General features: G+C 66.2%; 17 protein-coding genes. 6 read left to right on the top strand and 11 right to left on the bottom strand.

Translation table 11 applies throughout. From position 1 onward, the window contains the following. The first annotated feature begins 9 nt into the window (after window positions 1-9). From ACAG24_RS03690 to ACAG24_RS03700, 3 genes are read left to right on the top strand one after another with little or no spacing between them, the layout of a single operon-like run. Window positions 10-1083: a sugar ABC transporter substrate-binding protein gene (locus tag ACAG24_RS03690; RefSeq protein ID WP_370471314.1), complete on the top strand. Its 1074-nt coding sequence runs from the start codon at window positions 10-12 to the stop codon at window positions 1081-1083. A gap of 6 nt (window positions 1084-1089) precedes the next feature. Continuing rightward, entirely contained in the window at window positions 1090-1875 is a 786-nt protein-coding gene (locus ACAG24_RS03695) for an ATP-binding cassette domain-containing protein (RefSeq protein ID WP_370471315.1), read from the top strand. 11 nt (window positions 1876-1886) lie between these two features. Next, on the top strand, window positions 1887-3146 hold the full coding sequence (locus tag ACAG24_RS03700) for a sugar ABC transporter permease (RefSeq protein ID WP_370471316.1): 1260 nt from the start codon (window positions 1887-1889) through the stop codon (window positions 3144-3146). Window positions 3147-3162: 16 nt separating this feature from the next. Here the strand turns inward: ACAG24_RS03700 and ACAG24_RS03705 are convergent, their stop codons facing one another. From ACAG24_RS03705 to fadD3, 8 genes are read right to left on the bottom strand one after another with little or no spacing between them, the layout of a single operon-like run. Next, entirely contained in the window at window positions 3163-4446 is a 1284-nt protein-coding gene (locus ACAG24_RS03705; RefSeq protein WP_370471317.1) for an HNH endonuclease, read from the bottom strand. Window positions 4447-4483: 37 nt separating this feature from the next. Next, entirely contained in the window at window positions 4484-5650 is a 1167-nt protein-coding gene (locus ACAG24_RS03710; RefSeq protein WP_370471318.1) for an MFS transporter, read from the bottom strand. Continuing rightward, on the bottom strand, window positions 5647-6168 hold the full coding sequence (locus ACAG24_RS03715) for a Chromate resistance protein ChrB (RefSeq protein ID WP_370471778.1): 522 nt from the start codon (window positions 6166-6168) through the stop codon (window positions 5647-5649). Before ACAG24_RS03715 ends, ACAG24_RS03710 begins: the two co-directional genes overlap by 4 nt. 34 nt (window positions 6169-6202) lie before the next feature. Continuing rightward, window positions 6203-7384 carry a pyridoxal phosphate-dependent aminotransferase gene (locus tag ACAG24_RS03720; protein ID WP_370471319.1) on the bottom strand — a complete coding sequence of 394 codons (1182 nt, stop codon included), beginning with the start codon at window positions 7382-7384 and terminating at the stop codon, window positions 6203-6205. Window positions 7385-7393: 9 nt separating this feature from the next. Next, window positions 7394-8335 (bottom strand): acyl-CoA dehydrogenase IpdE2, encoded by a 942-nt coding sequence (ipdE2, locus tag ACAG24_RS03725; protein ID WP_370471320.1) that lies wholly within the window; start codon window positions 8333-8335, stop codon window positions 7394-7396. Beyond that, window positions 8332-9288, bottom strand: coding sequence for an acyl-CoA dehydrogenase family protein (locus tag ACAG24_RS03730; protein WP_370471321.1), 957 nt, complete (start codon window positions 9286-9288; stop codon window positions 8332-8334). The genes ipdE2 and ACAG24_RS03730 overlap by 4 nt, the downstream gene beginning before the upstream one ends. A 6-nt stretch (window positions 9289-9294) precedes the next feature. Further along, entirely contained in the window at window positions 9295-10419 is a 1125-nt protein-coding gene (locus ACAG24_RS03735) for an acyl-CoA dehydrogenase family protein (protein WP_370471322.1), read from the bottom strand. A 1-nt stretch (window position 10420) separates the two neighbouring features. After that, window positions 10421-11950, bottom strand: a complete 1530-nt coding sequence (fadD3, locus tag ACAG24_RS03740; protein ID WP_370471323.1) for a 3-((3aS,4S,7aS)-7a-methyl-1,5-dioxo-octahydro-1H-inden-4-yl)propanoate--CoA ligase FadD3 — start codon at window positions 11948-11950, stop codon at window positions 10421-10423. A gap of 60 nt (window positions 11951-12010) precedes the next feature. Here fadD3 and ipdE1 point away from each other — a divergent pair, with 60 nt between their 5' ends. From ipdE1 to ACAG24_RS03755, 3 genes are read left to right on the top strand one after another with little or no spacing between them, the layout of a single operon-like run. After that, a complete protein-coding gene (gene ipdE1, locus ACAG24_RS03745; protein WP_370471324.1) occupies window positions 12011-13162 on the top strand; it encodes an acyl-CoA dehydrogenase IpdE1 in 1152 nt (383 codons plus the stop codon). A gap of 31 nt (window positions 13163-13193) precedes the next feature. Continuing rightward, window positions 13194-13985 carry a (5R,7aS)-5-hydroxy-7a-methyl-1-oxo-2,3,5,6,7,7a-hexahydro-1H-indene-carboxyl-CoA reductase gene (gene ipdF, locus ACAG24_RS03750; RefSeq protein ID WP_370471325.1) on the top strand — a complete coding sequence of 264 codons (792 nt, stop codon included), beginning with the start codon at window positions 13194-13196 and terminating at the stop codon, window positions 13983-13985. Between the two features lie 57 nt (window positions 13986-14042). Next, the gene (locus tag ACAG24_RS03755; protein ID WP_370471326.1) at window positions 14043-15515 is read left to right on the top strand and encodes an oligosaccharide flippase family protein; all 1473 of its coding nucleotides are present in this window, start codon (window positions 14043-14045) and stop codon (window positions 15513-15515) included. Window positions 15516-15522: 7 nt separating this feature from the next. Here the strand turns inward: ACAG24_RS03755 and ACAG24_RS03760 are convergent, their stop codons facing one another. The 3 genes from ACAG24_RS03760 to ACAG24_RS03770 form a co-directional block, all read right to left on the bottom strand. Continuing rightward, on the bottom strand, window positions 15523-16551 hold the full coding sequence (locus ACAG24_RS03760) for a glycosyltransferase (protein ID WP_370471327.1): 1029 nt from the start codon (window positions 16549-16551) through the stop codon (window positions 15523-15525). Continuing rightward, on the bottom strand, window positions 16548-17738 hold the full coding sequence (locus tag ACAG24_RS03765) for an O-antigen ligase family protein (RefSeq protein WP_370471328.1): 1191 nt from the start codon (window positions 17736-17738) through the stop codon (window positions 16548-16550). The genes ACAG24_RS03760 and ACAG24_RS03765 overlap by 4 nt, the downstream gene beginning before the upstream one ends. A gap of 206 nt (window positions 17739-17944) precedes the next feature. Next, window positions 17945-19348, bottom strand: a complete 1404-nt coding sequence (locus ACAG24_RS03770; protein WP_370471329.1) for a tyrosine-protein kinase domain-containing protein — start codon at window positions 19346-19348, stop codon at window positions 17945-17947. Between the last annotated feature and the right edge of the window lie 127 nt (window positions 19349-19475).

The following is a 19475-nucleotide window of genomic DNA, read 5'->3' on the forward strand; positions in this document are numbered from 1 at the left end:
AGGAATCTCGTGAAGCGAACCAGCACCCTGCTCGTCACTGCCGTCGTCGGAGTCAGCATGACTGTGACTGCGTGCGGCTCTAATTCGGATTCGCAGTCGGCCGAGGGCGGAGGTGGCGGCAAGGTCGGAGTGATCCTGCCCGACACCAAGTCATCGGTGCGCTGGGAGACCAAAGACCGGCCCGCGCTGGAAGCCGCGTTCAAGAACGCCGGTGTGGAGTACACGATCCAGAACGCCGAAGGCTCGGCCGACACGATGGCCACCATCGCCGACGGAATGATCGCCGACGGTGTCACGGTGCTTGCCATCGTCAACCTCGACTCCGACAGTGGCGCCTCGATCCAGGAGAAGGCTGGCGCCCAGGGGGTCAAGACCATCGACTACGACCGACTGACGCTGGGTGGGTCCGCCGATGTGTACGTCTCGTTCGACAACAACATCGTCGGCGAGCTCCAGGGGCAGGGGCTGGTCGACTGCCTCGGGGGCAAGCCTGCAAACGTCGTTTTCCTCAACGGATCTCCGACCGACAACAATGCGACGCTGTTCAGCGCCGGTGCGCATTCGGTCGTCGACACGACACCGTCGATCACCATCGTCGGCGAGCAGGCGGTGCCGGACTGGGACAACGACAAGGCCGTCACCATCTTCGAGCAGATGTACACCGCGGCCGATGGACGGGTCGATGGGGTTTATGCCGCCAACGACGGCCTTGCGGGTTCGGTCATCTCGATCTTGGAGAAGAACAAGCGTGCCGGCCAGGTTCCGGTCACCGGCCAGGACGCCACGGTGGAGGGCCTGCAGAACATCCTCGCCGGCACACAGTGCATGACGGTCTACAAGTCGGCCACCGAAGAGGCCAATGCTCTTGCCGAGGTGGCCATCTCGTTGGCCAACGGTGAAGAACCCAAGACCACGAGCACGTCGCGTGACGATACCGGCGGCCGTGACGTGCCGTCGGTGCTCCTGACGCCGAAGTCGATCACCAAGGACAACATCGACATCGTCTTCGACGACGGCGGACAGTCCAAGGATGAGGTGTGCTCCGGACAGTTCGCCGCCATGTGCACCGCTGCAGGGGCCTGACCGACCATGACCGAGTCCGCCACGCCGATCCTCGAGTTGCGCGGCGTCAACAAGAGTTTCGGTGTCGTCCACGTCCTGCACGACGTCGATTTCAGCGTCTATCCGGGTCAGGTGACCGCACTCGTCGGGGACAACGGCGCGGGGAAATCGACTCTGGTCAAGGCCATCGCTGGCATCCATCCCATCGACACCGGCGCCTACCTGTTCGAGGGCACGCCGGTCACGGTGCGCAGCCCCAACGATGTGTCGGCGCTTGGGGTCGAGGTCGTCTATCAGGATCTCGCGCTGTGCGACAACCTCGACATCGTCGAGAACATGTTCCTGGGGCGCGAACTCAAGAGCCGGGGCATGCTCGACGAGGCCCGCATGGAGACGATGGCCCGGGACGCGCTGACGTCGCTGTCGGTGCGGACGGTCAAGTCCGTGCGACAGCCGGTGTCGAGCCTCTCGGGTGGTCAGCGGCAGACCGTCGCCATCGCGAAGTCGGTGCTGTGGAACTCGAAGGTGGTCCTGCTCGACGAGCCGACCGCGGCACTTGGTGTCGCGCAGACGCGTCAGGTGATCGACCTGGTGCGCAGGCTGGCCGCTCAAGGCCTCGGGGTGGTGTTGATCTCGCACAACATGAACGACGTCTTCGAAGTGGCAGACCGGATCTGCGCGCTGTACCTGGGTCGGGTGGCAGCTGACATCAGGGCGTCGGACGTCACGCACGGCCAGGTCGTGGAACTCATCACCGCAGGGCGCTCCGGGGGCCTGGGCCTCGCGCCCGCGCAGGCCGCCGAGTCGATGTGAGCAGAGGGCATATGACATCCGAAACACTGGCCGACGCGGATTTCGCCGAGGACACCCGAGCGGATCAGACGTTCGGCGATGCGGTGCGCGGCTACCTCGGACGTGTGCGCGGCGGTGACATGGGTTCGCTGCCCGCGGTTTTGGGCCTCATCGTGCTGTTCGTGGTGTTCGGAATGGCCAACGACCGCTTCCTGTCGGCGCTCAATCTGGCCAACCTGATCACCCAGGCAGGCTCGATCTGCGTGCTGGCGATGGGGCTGGTGTTCGTGCTGCTGCTCGGCGACATCGACCTGTCAGCGGGCGTCGCGGGCGGTGTCTCGGCATGCGCGATGGCCCTGGCTGTCGTGAATCTCGAATGGCCCTGGTGGGCCGCGATTCTGGCGGGCACCGCAATCGGTGCATTGATCGGTCTCGCGATCGGCCTGCTGCGGGCGAAGCTCGGAATCCCGTCGTTCGTCGTGACTTTGGCGTTCTTCCTCGGGCTGCAGGGTGTCACGCTGAAGTTGATCGGCGAAGGTGGATCGGTCCGGGTGGACGATCCGGTCATCCGCGGCCTTACGATCAGCAACCTCCCGGTGACCGTCGGCTGGGCCGTCGCACTCGTCGTCGTGCTCGGCTTCGCCGGCTTGGAGTTCTACACGTTCCGGCGCAAAAAGGCCCTGAACCTCGCGAACTCGCCGCTGGGTGTCGTCGTCGTCCGAGTGGCCGCCGTGGCGGCGGTGGTGCTGGGCGTCACCTACATCCTGAGCATCAACCGCAGTGTCAATGCCCGAGCGGAGATCAGCGGCATCCCGTATGTGCTGCCGCTGATCCTGGTGCTGCTGATCGTGCTGACGGTGGTGCTCAAGCGCACGTCGTATGGCAGACACATCTACGCGGTCGGCGGAAACGCCGAAGCAGCACGGCGTGCAGGCATCAATGTGGACCGCGTCCGCGTGTCGGTGTTCATCGTCTGCTCCTCGCTCGCTGCGCTCAGCGGAATCATCGCCGCGTCCTACGCAGGCAAAGTGTCGGCGTCCTCGGGTGCGGGCAACGTTCTGCTCTACGCGGTTGGAGCGGCCGTCATCGGTGGCACCAGCCTGTTCGGTGGCAAGGGCCGCGCACTCGACGCGGTGATCGGCGGCGTCGTCGTCGCGACGATCGCCAACGGCCTCGGTCTGTTGAATCAGTCGTCGTACATCAACTTTCTGGTCACCGGCGGCGTGCTCCTGCTTGCGGCCAGTGTGGACGCGATCTCGCGTCGCCGGCGCTCCTCCACCGGCCTGGCATAGCGTCACGCCGCATGATTCACGCTGCCTGGAACGTCACGAGGTCGATGCTGATCCGCCCTTCGGCCAGGCTGACTTTCTGTCGCACGGGGACGCCGGGCAACGGTGGAGCTATGGATCTGTACGTCGCTCCGGTCGGAGTCGTGTACTCGGCGGTGTGTTCCCCCTCGTGCTTGCTGGTGGAAACCCGCCAGCCGGGTGCCTCCTTGGCGTAGTTGCAGGCTTCGCAGGCCCCCAACCCGTTGAGCGCACTCGTTTCACCGCCTTCGCGGTCTGGGGTGGCATGGTCGTGGTGGCGGATCGGGGCGTCGCAGTAAGGGGTTCGGCATGTGCGGTCCCGCAGGCCGATGAACGCCGCCAGCCCCTTCGGGAAGATCCGCGCCCTGGATTCCATTGCCACCAGTTGCCCTGACTTTGGGTGGCGATACAGCCGCCGCAGGGTGGCCTTGGCCTCGGCGTCGGTGGCGGCGTCGCCGGTGAGCTTGCAGGCGAATCCGGCAGGGATGGGTCCGTACCCGTCCAGCCATGCCGGTTCCGTGTCGTCACCGGCCAGGGTGGTGTCAGCCATCACCAGGTTCAGCGACACCGAAACTGGTTGCGCAACATCCCTTCCCGTCACGCGTTCGTATGCGACATCGGTCATCACCTGCCCGCGGGACCGGCCGTCGCCGCACATGTCAGCTTCGCGTTTGAGTGCGGCGTACATACCGATGCCTTGCGCGAGCGGCATCAGGAACGTCACGTAGACCATGTTGTTGGGGGCGGGGCGAGTGGTGACACAGCGATCCTTGACTGCTTTGTTGTTGCGTTCCACCACCGCCGCCGCATCAAGACGTGCGGTGATCCTCCTGGCTTCGGCCGCGACGCGCCTGTTACCCCAGCCGTCGAACCCGTGGGCTTCTTCATTCAGCTCGGCGTCCAGCTTCCGCCGATCCTCGACTGACAGGCACGCCGATTCGCGCACGATCGTCAGCGCCCGGTACTCCGAAAGCTGACCCTTCTCCAAAGCTGCCAGCGTGCAGGGCATTTCATGAACCAGCGCATTGGCCATACCCAGGTGAGTGTTACCGCAGGCAGGGGCATCGCGGCGCGCCAAAGCGATCTCCGAGGTCAAGCCTTTCCCGCGCCCGCGTGCCGACATCCCGGCCGCCTGCTCAGCGGCGGCGCGCTTCTGCGCCCACAACGCTGTTGCCCGGGCCTGCGCCGCAGCAGCTTTCGACTTCAGTTCTTCGCAGCGCTCGACCACGTCCCGCAGCTGCGCCTCCGACGCGGCGAAGTCGATATCGAACAAACTTTCGAACATGACGCCGACGCTACACCGGCCCTCTGACAACTATCCGTCACGTACGTTCGGTACGGCCACGGACCCGGCTGACCCCTACCCTCGCCAGACCCGCCAGCGACACGATGACCGCCAACCCGGCAAATCCGAACGGCACGCTCGTGACCGCGGCGATCGACGCAACCGCGAGCGGGCCTGCCGCATCCCCACACTCACGGCCGATCTCGGCCGCACCCATGGTCTGTCCCAGCCGTTCCTCAGGAGTCGACCGCGCCAGCATCGTGAACGCCAGCGGTGTGATCAGCCCGCATCCAACTCCCATGACGACCGCCGCACACAGCAACCCGGTCAGGCCTGGCAGCATCGCCGACGCCAATCCCGCTGCGGTGAGCACCATTCCGACCGCGATGCCACCTGACACGGTGATTTTGCCTGCGTCCAGGGCGCGGCCCGCCAGAGGCTGCGCCACCGCCGTGGTCAACGCGAGAACCGAGACGACAGCACCGGTGACGATGGGGGACAGGCCGGCCTGCGTGCCCAGCACGGGAAGGAAGCCGACACCCACCGACAGGGCGGCGGTGGTCGCCGCGAGGGCCAGTGTCGATGTGACGAAGGAGGATTCGGAGAATCGCCGTAGCGTGTCGGCCAACGTCTGGCGTTCGCGCGGTCGCGGACGCACCGACGGGACCGCGACCGCTGCCCACACCGCGACGACGACGGCAAGGACGGTCATCACCGCGAACAGGGACCGCAGACCACCGAGCGCGACGATCACGCCGCCCAGCAGCGGGCCCAGCGTGTACCCGATCGACTTGTAGGATCCATACGTACCGAACGCCCGTCCCTGCGCTTGCGCCGGTGTCAGCAACGCGACCAGAGCCGATGCGGCAGGGGAGAATGCCGCCGCCCCGACCCCCTGGCCGAATCGGCCCGCCCACAGCCACGCCGGGTCGTCGGCGATCGCGTACGACGCGGAAGCCACGGCGAAGATCACCAACCCGGCGATCAGCACGGTGCGCGCGCCGATCCGGTCGGCCAGCGTGCCGAAGATCGGTTTGAGGACCACTTCGGCGCCGTCGTAGATCGCCAGCAGTGCACCGAGTGTCAGCAGCGACGCCGCGGTCCCTGTTGTCGTCGTGCCGAGGGTTCCCGCGACGGCGTGTGCGCCGAACGCCGTCGTGAAACCCGCCGCCAGCAGCGGTGCCCGCTGCGCGGCGGCGCTCACGAAGTGCCGTTCATCGCGCGGTACACCAGCTCCGAGTAGCCCTCGAACGCCTCCGTGCACCCCTTGAGTCGCTCTTCCGCGGCCCCTGCTTCGGGCAGGCTCAGCACATCGCGCAGCTTGAGGTCTCGGTACCAGCGGCGCAGCCGTTCGAGGCTCTGCTCCTCTTCCTCGAGCTCGGCCAGGGTGAACTTCTCGATGCGGATCTCCTTGGCGATCTCGTCTTCGAATTTCTCACAGTCCGAGCGGAATTCGCTCCATTCGTTAAGTCTGGCCGCCGTGAACGCCGCGGCCAGCGCCTCGGCTGCCTCATCGGTATCGGCGACTGTGAGGGTGAGGACGTCCCCTGTGCCGCGCTCGGCGAGTTCGCGTATTTTCTGCTCGGCTTCGAGGAAAAGCGGGGCCCGGGGCATGAGCCAGGCGCCCTGAGTCACCGGCACGGCGCCGGCCCGCCGCAGTTCGCGCCATGCCGCGACGCGATGCCGCGACGGCTCGGCAGGAATGCGTACAAGGAGGAGCATCCATGTCACGAACTGGACTGTAACAGTTGTTACATCAATGCAGCCATGCTCTGATCCTGCGCAGCGCCTCGTCGATGTCGGAGGACGGACCCGCGAACGACAACCGCACATGGGCGCCGCCGCGCACCGTGTCGAAGTCGACACCGGGCGCAATCGCAACTCCCGTGTCGTCCAACAGCTTCGAGCAGAACGACAGCGAATCGGTGGTCAGGTGAGAGACGTCGGCGTACACGTAGAACGCTCCGTCGGTCGGGGCCAGCCGGTCGATGCCGACCGCCCGTAGGCCGTCCAGCAGCAGAGACCGGTTGGCGGCGTAGCCGTCAAGCAGTGCCTCTGCCTCGGCGCTCGACTCGGGGGTGAAGGCCGCCACGGCGGCGAGCTGGGGCAGTACCGGCGGGCAGATGGTGAAGTTGCCGGTCAGGCAGTCGACGGCCCGCTTCAGCTCCTGTGGCACCAACAGCCAGCCCAGCCGCCACCCCGTCATCGCGAAGTACTTCGAAAAGCTGTTGACGACAAATGATTCCCGCGAAGTCTCCCAGGCGCAGCTGATCGCCGGCGCGCCCGGATATACCAGCCCGTGATAGACCTCATCGCTGATCAGTCGCACCCCCGACGACTCACACCACGCTGCGATCGCCGCCAGTTCCTCGGGCGGGATGACGGTGCCTGTCGGATTCGCCGGGCTTGCGACGATCACGCCGGACACCGGTGGATCGAGTTCGGTCAGCATCTCGAGTGTCGGCTGGAAGCGGGTGTCCGGGCCGCACGGCAGCTCGACCACTTCGCAGCCCAGCGCCGACAGAATATTTCGGTAGCACGGGTAACCGGGGCTCGCGATCGCGACGCGATCGCCGACGTCGAAGCATGCCAGGAAGGCGAGCAGAAAGCCGCCGGACGACCCCGTCGTGATGACCACGTCGTCCGGTTCGACGGTCAGTCCGTGCCGCCTCTGGTAGGAGTCGGCGATGGCAGTACGCAGCTCGGGGATCCCGAGGGCGACGGTGTAACCCAGCTGGTTGCGGTTCAGCGCGGCGACGGCCGCATCGCGAACCGCCGACGGTGCGCCCGCGCTCGGTTGCCCCGCGGACAGGTTGACCAGATCGCCGTGGGTGCGCTGGCGTTCCGCTGCGGCGAGCCACACGTCCATCACATAGAACGGCGGTATTCCGGCGCGCAGCGCAGGGCCCTTGATGCTCCTCGCGTCCGCAGAACTCATAGCGCCAGGCTAGAACACCTCGGATTCGAGGCGACGCAGTTGATCGCGCGGAGCCCCGAGGAACTGCGCGCTGCCGTGTGCGCGCTTGAAGTAGAGCTGGATGTCGCTCTCCCAGGTGATGGCGATGCCGCCGTGCATCTGCACCGCCTCGGCCGCAACCTTCGAGAATGCCTCGCTGGCCGCCAGCCGTGCCAGCGCCGCCGCTGCGGGCGACGGTTCGGCGACTGCCTCGTCGACGACGGATTTCGCCGACTGCACGGCGACGTAGAGGTCGGCCATCCGGTGCTTGAGGGCTTGGAAGCTGCCGATGGGCCTGCCGAACTGCACCCGATCCTTCGTGTACTGCACGGTGAGGTCGAGACACTTCGATGCAGCGCCGATCTGCTCGGCTGCCAACAGGATTGCCGCGACATCCGCGAGGCCGGGGTCCTTTCCCAGCGGGGCGGTGTCGGTCGCTTCGACGGCGGCCAGCGGTCGGGTGATGTCCATCGCGACCAGGGGTTGCACGTCGAAAGAGGTCCAGCGAGTGAGGTTCTCGCCGTCTACGCCGATGACGACGTCGGCGATGTTCCCGTTCACCACATGCCCGGCGTCGAAGACGACGGTGCCGATCGACGTGCCCTCGGCGAGGCCTCCGAGCAGTTCGGCGTCGGGTTCGTCGACCGACAACAGCGCCAGCTCCGCCAGCGTGGTACCGAGCAGCGGCGTCGGCACCAGCCCCTTGCCCAGCTCTTCGAGAACGACGGCGGCATCGCCCAATTCGCCACCGGCACCGCCGAGCTCCTCGGGCACCACCAGCGCTGCTGCGCCCACCTGCTCGCAGAGCATGGTCCACAGCTTCTCGTCGTAACCACGCTCCGATGCCGCGGCCGCGCGAACCGCCTCGGGTGAGGCGTGCTTCTCGACAAGTGCGGCAACGGTGTCGCGCAACAGGTCCCGCTCTTCGCTCACGACAGTGCCTCCAACACTCGCCTGCGGTGCCACGTCGGGTCACCCCATGCCGGGCGCAACGCCTGCACCCGCAGCAGCAGCAGCGACAGATCGTGTTCCTGCGTGAAGCCGATTGCGCCGTGCGTCTGCAGCGACGACCGAGCCGCCAGGAGCGCAGCGTCGGCGGCGGCGACCTTGGCCGCGCTGACGTCCCTCGCGGTGTCCGGGGATCCGTCGGCCAGCGACAGCGCCGCCCCGTAGACCAGGGGGCGGGCGAGTTCGACCGCGATCATCACATCGGCGAGCTTGTGCTTGATCGCCTGATACGTCCCGATGACGGTGCCGAACTGGCTGCGCTGCTTCGCGTACTCCACCGATACGTCCAGCATGGCCTGGGCGGCGCCGATCAGCTGCGCGGCCGTCGCCAGCGCACCGAACTCGAATGCGCGTGCCACGTCGGCGCTGCGGGACACCCCGGTTGCGTGGACCTCGAACAACTTTCGTGCCGGATCGACGGATTCGTGCTGCTCGCCCGTCGATGCGTCGCTGACCGAGTCGTCGGCGGCGAGCAGGATGAGGCCCGCCGTGTCTGCGTCGACGGCGCGGGGGACCAACGGTGGCGCAGCGACGGTGGCGACGAGTTCCCCCGAGGCCAGGCCGGCGGCCCGCTCGTCGTCTCCGAGCAGGACCGGTGCCACTGCGATCGATTCGGCGACGGGCCCGGGCACGTTCCACTTGCCGAGACGCTCCAACGCCACGACCAGGTCCACGGGGTGGGCCGCGATGCCGTCGAACTTCTCGGGCACCAGCAGTGCCGTCACGCCGAGGTCGGTCAGCTGTGCCCACACCTTGCGTCCCGGTGCGGTGTCACCGTCTCCCCATGCTCGTACTGCTGCAGGCAGATCCGCCGCGCCCAGCGCGGCATCGATGCTCGCAGCGAAATCGCGCTGCTGTTCGTCGATCTCAAAATTCACGTTCGTCTACTTTCGAGGCAGGCCCAGCAGCCGCTCGGCGATGATGTTGCGCTGGATCTCGTTGGTGCCGGCGTAGATCGGCCCGCCGAGCGCGAACAGCAGGCCCTCGCTCACCGAGTCGACGAGCTCACCGTCGGCGGCGCGCAGGTCGAGCGCGGTCTGGTGGATCGCGACGTCCAGATCCGACCAGAACACCTTGGTGATCGACGATTCCGCACCCAATTCGTCGCCGTTCGAGACCCGTGTGACCGTGCCGAATGTGTGCAACCGGTAAGCCTGCGCCTTGATCCAGGCGTCGGCGACACGGTCGGTGAAGGCCGGATCAGGATTGTCCTTCCATTGTGCGACAAGCCGTTCGGCGGGTGCGAGGAAGCGGGCGGGGCTGCGCAACGACATGCCGCGCTCGTTGCTGGAGGTGCTCATCGCCGCGCGCCACCCGTCGTGCACTCCGCCGATGACGTCCTCGTCGGGAACGAAGACGTCATCGAGGAAGATCTCGCCGAAGCCGGTGTCGCCGCCGAGCTGTGCGATGGGGCGGACGGTGACCCCGTCGGCCTTCAGGTCGAACATGAAGTAGGTCAGGCCCTTGTGACGCTGCGCTTCCGGGTCGGAGCGGAACAGTCCGAACGCACGCTCACCGAAGACGGCACGCGAGCTCCAGATCTTCTGACCGTTGAGCAACCAGCCGCCGTCGGTCTTGGTCGCGGTGGATCGCAGCGAAGCCAGGTCGCTGCCGGACTCCGGCTCCGACCAGGCCTGTGCCCAGATCTGTTCGCCGCTCGCCATTTTCGGCAGGATGCGGTCGAGTTGTTCCTCGGTGCCGTGTGCGAACAGAGTCGGCGCCAGCATGGAGGTTCCGTTGGCGCTCGCCCGGCCGGGCGCGCCCGCACGGAAGTACTCCTCTTCGTAAACCACCCACTGCAGGAGGGTCGCGTCTCGGCCGCCGTATTTCTGCGGCCAGGTGATCACCGAGAGCCCGGCGTCGAAGAGGATCTTGTCCCACCGGCGATGTTGTTCGAATCCCTCGGCGGTGTCGTAGGACTTCGTCGGGAAGGAATCCTTGTTCGAGGCGAGGAAGTCGCGCACCTCGGCCCGGAACTCCGAGGTGGCGTCGTCGAATGTCAGGTCCAACTCAGGCCCTCTCGTCGATCTCTCGCAGTTGCGGTTTGACCACTTTGCCTCCAGGGTTGCGGGGCAGCACGTCGAGGAAGGCCACCGAGCGTGGTGTCTTGAAGTTCGCCAGATGTTCTTTCATGTAGGCGATCACGGCCTCTTCGTCGAGGGAGGCACCGGGTTTGACGACCACGAATGCCTTGCCCACCTCGCCCAGTCGCTCGTCGGGGACGCCGATCACCGCGGCTTCGGCGACACCGTCGAGGCGCGCGAGGACCTGTTCGATCTCGGCCGGGTAGACGTTGAAACCGCCGCAGATGTACATGTCCTTGAGGCGATCGGTGATCTTGAGATTGCCGGCGTCGTCGAGTTCGCCGATGTCGCCGGTGTGCAGCCAGCCGTCACCGTCGATCGCCGCGGCGGTGGCCTCCGGATCGTCGAGGTAGCCCAGCATCACGTTGGGCCCTCGCAGCAGCACTTCACCTGAATCCCCGATACGCAATTCGAAATCCGCGATCGGTCGGCCGGACGTCGTCGCGACGGTGACAGCGTCGTCGTCGGCGCGGCACATCGTGCCGAAGCCTGCGGCCTCGGTGAGCCCGTACGCCGTCAGCACGACGTCGATGTCGAGTTCTTTCTGCATCCGTTCGATCAGCACGACCGGGATGGTGGCCGCCCCGGTCACCGCGAATCGCAGTGAACGCAAATCGAATTCGCCGCGCCTGGGATGGTCCAGCAGAGTCTGGTAGATCGTGGGCGGGCCTGGCAGCACGGTGATGCCGTTCTCCTGGACGGCGCGCATCGCTTTCTCCGGATCGAATGTCAGCTCGGGGAACAGCGTCGCGCCGGTCTGCAGGCAGGCCAGGATGCCGGCCTTGTAGCCGAAGTTGTGGAAGAACGGGTTGATGCACAGGTAGCGATCCGCGCTCGTGACCTCGCCGCAGGCCGCCCACGCCGCGGACGCGTCGAGCGACTGACGCTGTGCGCACCGCACCCCCTTGCTGCGTCCGGTGGTGCCGGACGTGAAAAGGATGTCGGAGACGTCCTCGGAGCCGACTGCCGCCGCACGGGCTTCGACCGCGGCGAGGTCGGTCCCGCGCGCCACGAAGTCGTCCCACGTCCCGTCGGCCTTCTCGATCGGGATCCGCACGACGTGCCGCAGCGCGGGAAGCGAATCCCGGTTGACGCTGGCGGCCTTGTCGGCGCCGAGGAACTCGCCCGACGCGAACAGGAGCGGCGCGGACGTGCGCGACAGGATGTCCTCGGCCTCGCTGGCGGTGTAGCGGGTGTTGAGTGGCACGAGGACCGCGCCGGCATGGTGGGCGGCCAGCGACGCGACGACCCAGTGCCAGGTGTTCGGCGACCAGATCGCGATGCGATCGCCGGTTTCGATGCCGAGGTCGATCATCGCGGCCGCAGCCCGCCGGACCTCTGACCGCAGGTCAGCGTAGGTGAGCGTGCGTTCCGGCGTTACCACTGCGGGGTGGTCGGGAAGCTCGCGCGCGATCCGGTCGAGAACCGCGGGGGTGGTCCTCGGGGAGGTCGTCATCGAAGCTCCTGTAGCAATACGGGATACCCAAGCAAGTGCTTGGTAGGCTACCCTACAGGGGTGATAGAGGTCCAGGAGTTCAGGGCTGAGGTCCGCGACTGGCTTGCGGAGAATCTGGTCGGCGAGTACGCCGCGTTGAAGGGTTTGGGCGGCCCGGGCCGCGAACACGAAGCCTTCGAAGAACGCCTCGCGTGGAACCGGCACCTGGCCAAGGCCGGGCTGACATGCCTGGGCTGGCCGGAGGAGCACGGCGGCCGCGGACTGTCCGTCGCCCACCGCGTCGCCTTTTACGAGGAGTACGCAAAAGCCAACGCTCCCGACAAGGTGAATCACCTCGGTGAGGAACTGCTCGGGCCCACGCTCATCGCGTTCGGGACCGAGGAGCAGAAGAAGCGCTTCCTGCCGAAGATTCTCGACGTCACCGAGCTGTGGTCGCAGGGCTATTCCGAGCCGGGCGCGGGCAGCGACCTGGCCAACGTGTCCACCACCGCGACGCTCGACAGTGATCACTGGGTGATCAACGGCCAGAAGGTGTGGACCTCGCTCGCGCACTGGGCGCAGTGGTGCTTCGTGGTGGCGCGCACCGAGAAGGGCTCCAAGCGCCACGCCGGTCTGTCCTATCTGTTGGTGCCGCTGGATCAGCCGGGCGTCGAGATTCGCCCGATCATCCAGCTCACGGGCGACTCCGAGTTCAACGAGGTGTTCTTCGACGACGCCCGCACCGACGCCGATCTCGTGGTCGGCGAGCCGGGCGACGGCTGGCGCGTCGCGATGGGCACGCTGACGTTCGAACGTGGCGTCTCCACGCTCGGCCAGCAGATCCGTTATGCGCGCGAGCATTCCAACCTCGTCGAGCTGGCCAAGAAGACAGGCGCCGCCGACGACCCGCTGATCCGCGAACGGCTCGTCCGGTCCTGGGCAGGCCTGAAGGCCATGCGCTCCTATGCGCTGGCGACTATGGACGTAGAACAACCCGGACAAGACAATGTCAGCAAGTTGCTGTGGGCGAACTGGCATCGCGAGCTCGGCGAGATCGCGATGGACGTAGAAGGGTCAGCCGGCCTGACCCTGCCCGAGGGCGAGTTCAGCGAATGGCAGCGGCTCTATCTGTTCTCCCGCTCTGACACCATCTACGGCGGATCCAACGAGATCCAGCGCAACATCATCGCCGAGCGGGTGCTCGGCCTGCCCAGAGAGGCGAAGGGCGCCTGATGAGCGCTCGTGTGAAGAAGCGAGGATTGTGGTGACCGATCTTTCCGTAGCTCCCAAGGAAATCGAAGGACACGGCCTGCTCAAGGGCAAGGTCGTCCTGGTGACGGCCGCCGCGGGCACCGGTATCGGGTCGACGACGGCCCGCCGGGCACTCGCAGAGGGCGCCGACGTCGTCGTCTCCGACTACCACGAGCGCAGGCTCGGAGAGACGCGCGACGAGCTCGCGGCGCTCGGGCTTGGCAAGGTCGATGCGGTCGTCTGCGATGTGACCTCGACGGAGGCCGTCGACGCGCTGTTCACCGAAGCGGTGCAGAAAGCCGGCCGGCTGGATGTGCTGGTCAACAACGCCGGCCTCGGCGGTCAGACGCCGGTGATCGACATGACCGACGACGAGTGGGACCGCGTGCTCAACGTGACGCTGACCTCGGTGATGCGCGCGACGCGCGCCGCGCTGCGGTACTTCCGTGACGTCCCGCACGGCGGGGTCATCGTCAACAACGCGAGCGTCCTCGGCTGGCGCGCCCAGCATTCGCAGTCCCATTACGCGGCGGCGAAGGCCGGCGTGATGGCGCTGACGCGCTGCAGCGCAATCGAAGCCGTCGAGTACGGGGTGCGGATCAACGCCGTCTCGCCGAGCATCGCCCGCCACAAGTTCCTGGAGAAGACCAGCAGTTCCGAACTGCTCGACAGGCTCGCCGAAGGGGAAGCCTTCGGCCGTGCCGCCGAGCCGTGGGAGGTCGCGGCGACGATCGCGTTCCTCGCCAGCGATTACTCCAGCTACCTGACCGGTGAGGTCATCTCGGTGTCGAGCCAGCGCGCCTGACGATTCGATTCCTCTGAGTCACCGAGAATTCCGACGCTCTCGGGCTAAACTCGGACGGTGACGGCTCCCGACGGCGGTTCCCTCCAGGGAACTGCCGTCCGCGGCGGGGTCGCGGTGATCATCGGCCAGCTGGCGCGCACTGTGATCCAGTTGGTCGGGTTGATCCTGCTGGCGCGTCTGCTGTCGCCGGCAGATTTCGGCTTGGTCGCCATGGTCACGTCGATCATCGGCGTGACCTCTGTCCTGAGTGACTTCGGCCTCTCGCTGGCCATCATGCGGGAGGCGAATCTCGACCCCAGGATCCGGGACAGCCTCTTCTACATCAACACGATGCTGGCCCTGGCGACCGCGGGGCTGGTGTGGGTGGCGGCTCCGGCGATCGCCGCGTTCTACGGCGAGCCTCGCCTCGAAGAGGTCACCAGATGGCTCGCTGTGTTCGTGGGAATCGCCGGTATGGCGCCCCAGTTCAGGGCCGAGCTCGCGCGCACCCACAAGTTCAAATCGCTTGCGTCCGTGGACACGATCGCGCAGGGAGTGGCCCTGGTCGCAGCGTGCGTCGCCGCCGTCCAGGGCGCCGGATACTGGGCGGTGGTGATCCAGCAGGGCACTGCGGCAGTTGTGCTGGTGATCTCCCTGGTCGCGCTGTCGCGCTATGTGCCGCGGTCGCGGCCGCAACTGCGCGGAGTCAAAGAGCATGTGTCGCTGGGGGCTGCGTCGCTGGGAATCGACGTGACGAACTACGCCGCCGTGTATGCCGCGCCCGCGGCGATCGGCCAAGCGCTCGGCGCCACGGCCGTAGGTCTCTACACGCGGGCGTTCCAGCTCGTCGCGTTCCCTCTCGTCCAGCTGGCGGGCCCCCTCACCCGCGTGGTCGTCCCGATTCTGGCCCACGTCGAAGACGGACCGAAGCTCGTCGCGGCAGCCAAACGTATCCAGCTCGCCATGGCCTACGCCCTGCTGCCGATCCTCGCCCTCATCATCATCGGCGGCGCGGACCTGATCGACATCCTGTTCGGTCCCGAGTGGCGTCCGTCAGGGCGGATCGCTCAGATCCTGGCACTGGGCGGGGTTTTTCAGATCTTCGGCTACGTGAACTACTGGATGTACACCCGCAAAGGCCGCATGGGTCTGCTCTGGGCGATCGACGGGTCCGTGTGGATCCCGATCACCGCAATGTATTTCGTCTTCAACACCAGCGGCGCGGTGTGGGTCGCCGCGCTCTACGCGTTGAGCCTGCTGCTGAATTGGCTTGCGTCCACCCTGATCGGACTTACCAAGTTGGGCCTTCCGGCGTGGGAGTTTCTGAAGCCCTCGCTGATACGTCTGGTCCTTCTGACTCCCGTGGTCGGAGTCGGGCTTGTCGTCAGCGAGGTCCTGGCCCGCGAGGGGTGGTCGGCGCTCTGGACATTCGCAGCTGCCACCGCTGCGGCGCTGCTCGTGGTGGCCGGCTTGCTGCTCGTGCCGGTGTTCCGGCGTGAAGTGCGCGACTTCCTGCAGATCCTTGCGAACGTGCGAAGGCGCAAGATCTGACAGCTGATCAGGGTTCGGACGCGTAGACCCGGTCGAGTTCGGCGCGGATCTCGTTCCACGAGAATCGATCACGCGCAGCAGAATTGAGTGTGACGCAGTACCCGCGCAATTCCGAAGGTTCGAGCGCGGCCAGCGCGTCGTACTTCGACCAGAATTCCTCCGCCGAGGAGAACAGCGATCGGTCACCGTCGGCGGCGTAGTCGGTGACGCCGTCGATGCGGCTGACGAAAGCGGGCAGATAGCAGTTGTAGGCCTCGAACAGTGCGTTGTTCGCGGTCGCGAACGTCAGCGGCAGCAGCAGAGCGAACGATTCCCGCAGCAGCCCGTCGTAGCTGTCGGCATCGAGTCGCGGATGGCACACCACGCCGTCGCGTCCGGTGAATCGACTGCGCGCCGCCTCGTCCATGCCGACGAGGTCGACCTGCACGGGTCGCGAGCCACGTTGGGCGAGAATTCCTTCCAGCATGTCGAAGTCCCGGTAATTGGAGCCGACCAGGACAAGCCGACGCGGATCGCGGGTGCGCATCTCGAAGAGTTCCAGAGGAGGCGGCGGACTGTCGAACGTAAAGCCGTGCGGGACGAAGCTCACCGATTTGTCCGGGAGCGCGGCTTGGAAAACGCCGCGCTGCTGCGCGCTCAGGACGACGATCGCGTGCGCGGCGCGCATCGAGTTCTGCTTGATGCGGTGGTGGACGCTGCGGGTGTCGCCGAACCATTGCGAGTCGTCGAGATGCACCGTGTACACGATGCGTTTTCCGAGGCGACGAAGAATCCTCGGTGACAGGTACGCGGTGGACTCCGGGTACAAGTAGTGCACGGTGTCGTAGCGCAGCGCGCGGATCAGCGTGATGAGGTCCAAGAGCAGGAAGTTGAGGTGGCGCGGCCGGGTCGACTCCAGGCGGTCGGCGAATGGGAGCCGCGCTCCGCTGACGTAGTCGCGAGGATCGGGCACCACCGCGTCGTACCCCGATCCCGGATTGTGGTGCAGGTAGTGGAATCCGGAGTACAGGACCCGTCGACCGGAGCGCGCGGTCACAGCGTTCGCTCCGCGTCGCGGCCGTGGTTACGCGCCATCAGCACGGCGGCGAAAATCAGTGTGCTGGTGGGGAATTGCTGGATGTTGGGCCACAGGTGCCACACGGCCTCCGTCATCGACAACACAAAGAATGCGATGAAGTAGCCGAACAATGCGATCTTCTCGTGAGTGACGCGCATGGTGCCGGTGACATAGATGGCGCCGATCCAGATCGGCAGCAGGAAAGCCAGCCCTGACAATCCGAACTTGATCAACGTGTCGATGAGAATGTTGTGGCCCGTGCCCATTCCGGCCCACAGGATGACCCCCGCCTCCGACTGACCATGGGTCAGGAAAAAGTTGTAGCCGGAACCGACCACGGGGGATTCCTGCCACAGCTCCAGCCCTCCCTTCCAGATGAAGGCTCGTTCGGTGAAGCTGTCGGGGTCCCATTTCAACAGCGGGATCACAAAGGCTGCTGCTGCGGCTGCCCCTGCCAGTACGGTTCCCGTGAGGCGGATCGAGTAACCCGTCCTGGCGCGGCAGATCAGCCACCACAGAATGACGAAACCGACTGCGATGAGCGATGTTCTGGATGCGGACGCCAAGATCGTTGCGAAAAGTATCGCCCCGCAGACGATCCGCCAACGATTCCCGGGTACCAGCGGCACCAAGGAGAACGCGATGGCGCAGTACATTCCGAGGGCGTTGCTCTGGCCGAAGGGCCCCGCCAGTTCCCAACCGAAGATCAGAGACTTGCGGGAAACGATGTTGTACATCATGTACTCGGGAATGATCAGGGCGCCGATCAACGAGTAGGCGCCGACACCGGTGACGAGGATCGGTATCCACTTCAGCTCGGCAACCCGTGCGCCGGTGTTCCAGATGGCCACCAGAACCAGATTGGCGAGGAGGATCTTGACGAGGTCCGAGGGGCCCGGTTGGTCCGGGCCGATGAGGTACGGCAGATTCAGCGCGAGGAGGAACACGAGCAACCAGGTGATGTCCCGATTCGGGTGGCCGCGCATCAGGATCACCAGCGAGCTGACCGCGAGCAGCACACCGGACAGTGCCCAGCGGGCGAGGCCCGCCACCGGAGTCTCCGCGGTGGCCAGTGCCTGATCGATGCTCTGATCCGGCGCGTGCTTGACGAGCAGGTAGTTGATGATCTCGGGAACGATGACCAGCGCGACGGCGGCGATGATCACCAGGGCGAACGCCCGGTCCCCTGCCTTGTAGTCCGCGTTCGTGTCCCGAACGAAACGAGTCGGTGCCGTCAGAAACGTTGTGGCCGAATCGTTGCGATTCCCGGACGGATCGCGATCTCCGCCGCGTGGTCGTGGGCGAGACGCTACGAACGTCGCTGGCCGGCTCGGTGGCAGGACTTCGTTTCCGTCCATGGATCTGCCGGGGGTCAGTTCCGGTGCGACCCGCGGCGCGCTTGCCCGTTCTGCGGCCTGGGATCGGATTGAGTGTGATTGCCTGTGCCGTAGTAGGTGTGACCCTTTGCCGGCTTCTTCGCAGGCGTCATCATCAGGACGGTTCCGACGAGCGGCGCGCCTCCGCGCGTCACCGAGTGGACCGCCTGTGTCAACTGGGTGCGCGTCGTTTTCCCGAAGCGGGCCACCATCAGGACGCCCTGGGAGGCGGCGGCGAGGACGGCGGCATCCGGCTTCAACAGCGACGGAGTGTCGACGATGACGTAGTCGAACTGTTCGCCCAGTTCGTTCAAGACCTCGGTGGCCGCACGGGATTCGAGGAGTTCGGCGGGGCCGGACGGAATCGGGCCGGAGGTGAGCGCGGTTAGTCGGGGGCGGCCGGTGTCCCGCAACACGTCTGCCAGGCGGCCTCCGCCGGTCAGTACCGTGCTCAGGCCGGTCTCCTCGGTGAGGTCGAGATAGCGTGCCACGCGCGGGCGCCTCAGGTCGCCGTCGACGATCGCGACGTTGTTCCCGGAATCGGCGAGGGCCAGCGCGAGGTTGACCGCGGTCGCGGTCCGTCCCTCCTCGGGCATCGCGCTGGCCACCACGAGCACTCGTGGGCCCTGGGACCTTTCGAGGAATCTGATGTTCACCCGCAGATCTCGGAATGCCTCAGCCGCCGCGGTGCGGTCCGACTCGAACGAGATGAGCGGGTTGTCCTTGAATCGCGCCTCTGATGGAATCTCGGCGAGCAGTCCGGCGCCGGTGAGTTTCTCCAGCGATTCCGGGCTTCTTACCGAGCCGTCGGAGCGACCCCGGAACACCGCGATGGTCATTCCTGCCAGTGCGCCGAGCACGGCGGCCAACACCGCGTTGCGGGCCGTCGGCGCCGCCGAAAGGCCGGGCACCTCGGCGCGCTCCTGGACGATCACCCGCGCGTTGGGCTGTGCACCCAGTTCCGGCGTCTCCAGTCCGGCCGCCATGGCGACGAACTCGTCGGACAATGTGTTGGCGATGTCCCGGGCCCGGGTGGGAGACCTGTCGGTCACGGTGATGTCGATCAGGACCGTGTCCGTCGGCGAGGTGGCTTCGACCTTGCTCTTGAGGTCGGACGCGCTCATGTCGAGTCCCAGTTTGTCTACCGTGCGTTGAGCGAGGAGGTCCCCGGTCACCAACTCGACGTAGGACAACACCCGGCGCTGGGCGAAGAGGCCGCCGTCGTTGGACTGGGTGTTGTTGCCGTCCGAGGTTGTCGACACGAACAACCGGGTGGACGCCTGGTAACTCGGCGCGATCGTGAGCGAGTAGGCGACGGCGGCCAGAATTGCGAGGACCGTTGTGGCGCAGATGATTTTCCACCGGCTGCGCAAGATCTGCACGAAATCCTGGACAGTCAACTGCGACCTTTCACGGCTCAAGCCCTCCCTTACACCTGCCGCTCGCACGCCAGGTCTCCCGCCAGCGCTCAAGTCGCACCACGCTATCCCAGGTGGTTGCTCGTCGCCAAGGAAGATCATGCCGTGT

The sequence above is a fragment of the Mycobacterium bulgaricum genome (assembly GCF_041287165.2).
Taxonomy (GTDB): Bacteria; Actinomycetota; Actinomycetes; order Mycobacteriales; family Mycobacteriaceae; genus Mycobacterium; species Mycobacterium bulgaricum.

What these genes read in the sequence shown, in the direction of transcription:
- ACAG24_RS03695 (WP_370471315.1), top strand. Translation starts at nt 1,090, where the DNA reads ATGACCGAGTCCGCCACGCCGATCCTCGAGTTGCGCGGCGTCAACAAG.
- ACAG24_RS03700 (WP_370471316.1), top strand. Translation starts at nt 1,887, where the DNA reads ATGACATCCGAAACACTGGCCGACGCGGATTTCGCCGAGGACACCCGA.
- ACAG24_RS03705 (WP_370471317.1), bottom strand. Translation starts at nt 4,446, where the DNA reads ATGTTCGAAAGTTTGTTCGATATCGACTTCGCCGCGTCGGAGGCGCAG.
- ACAG24_RS03715 (WP_370471778.1), bottom strand. Translation starts at nt 6,168, where the DNA reads ATGCTCCTCCTTGTACGCATTCCTGCCGAGCCGTCGCGGCATCGCGTC.
- ACAG24_RS03720 (WP_370471319.1), bottom strand. Translation starts at nt 7,384, where the DNA reads ATGAGTTCTGCGGACGCGAGGAGCATCAAGGGCCCTGCGCTGCGCGCC.
- fadD3 (WP_370471323.1), bottom strand. Translation starts at nt 11,950, where the DNA reads ATGACGACCTCCCCGAGGACCACCCCCGCGGTTCTCGACCGGATCGCG.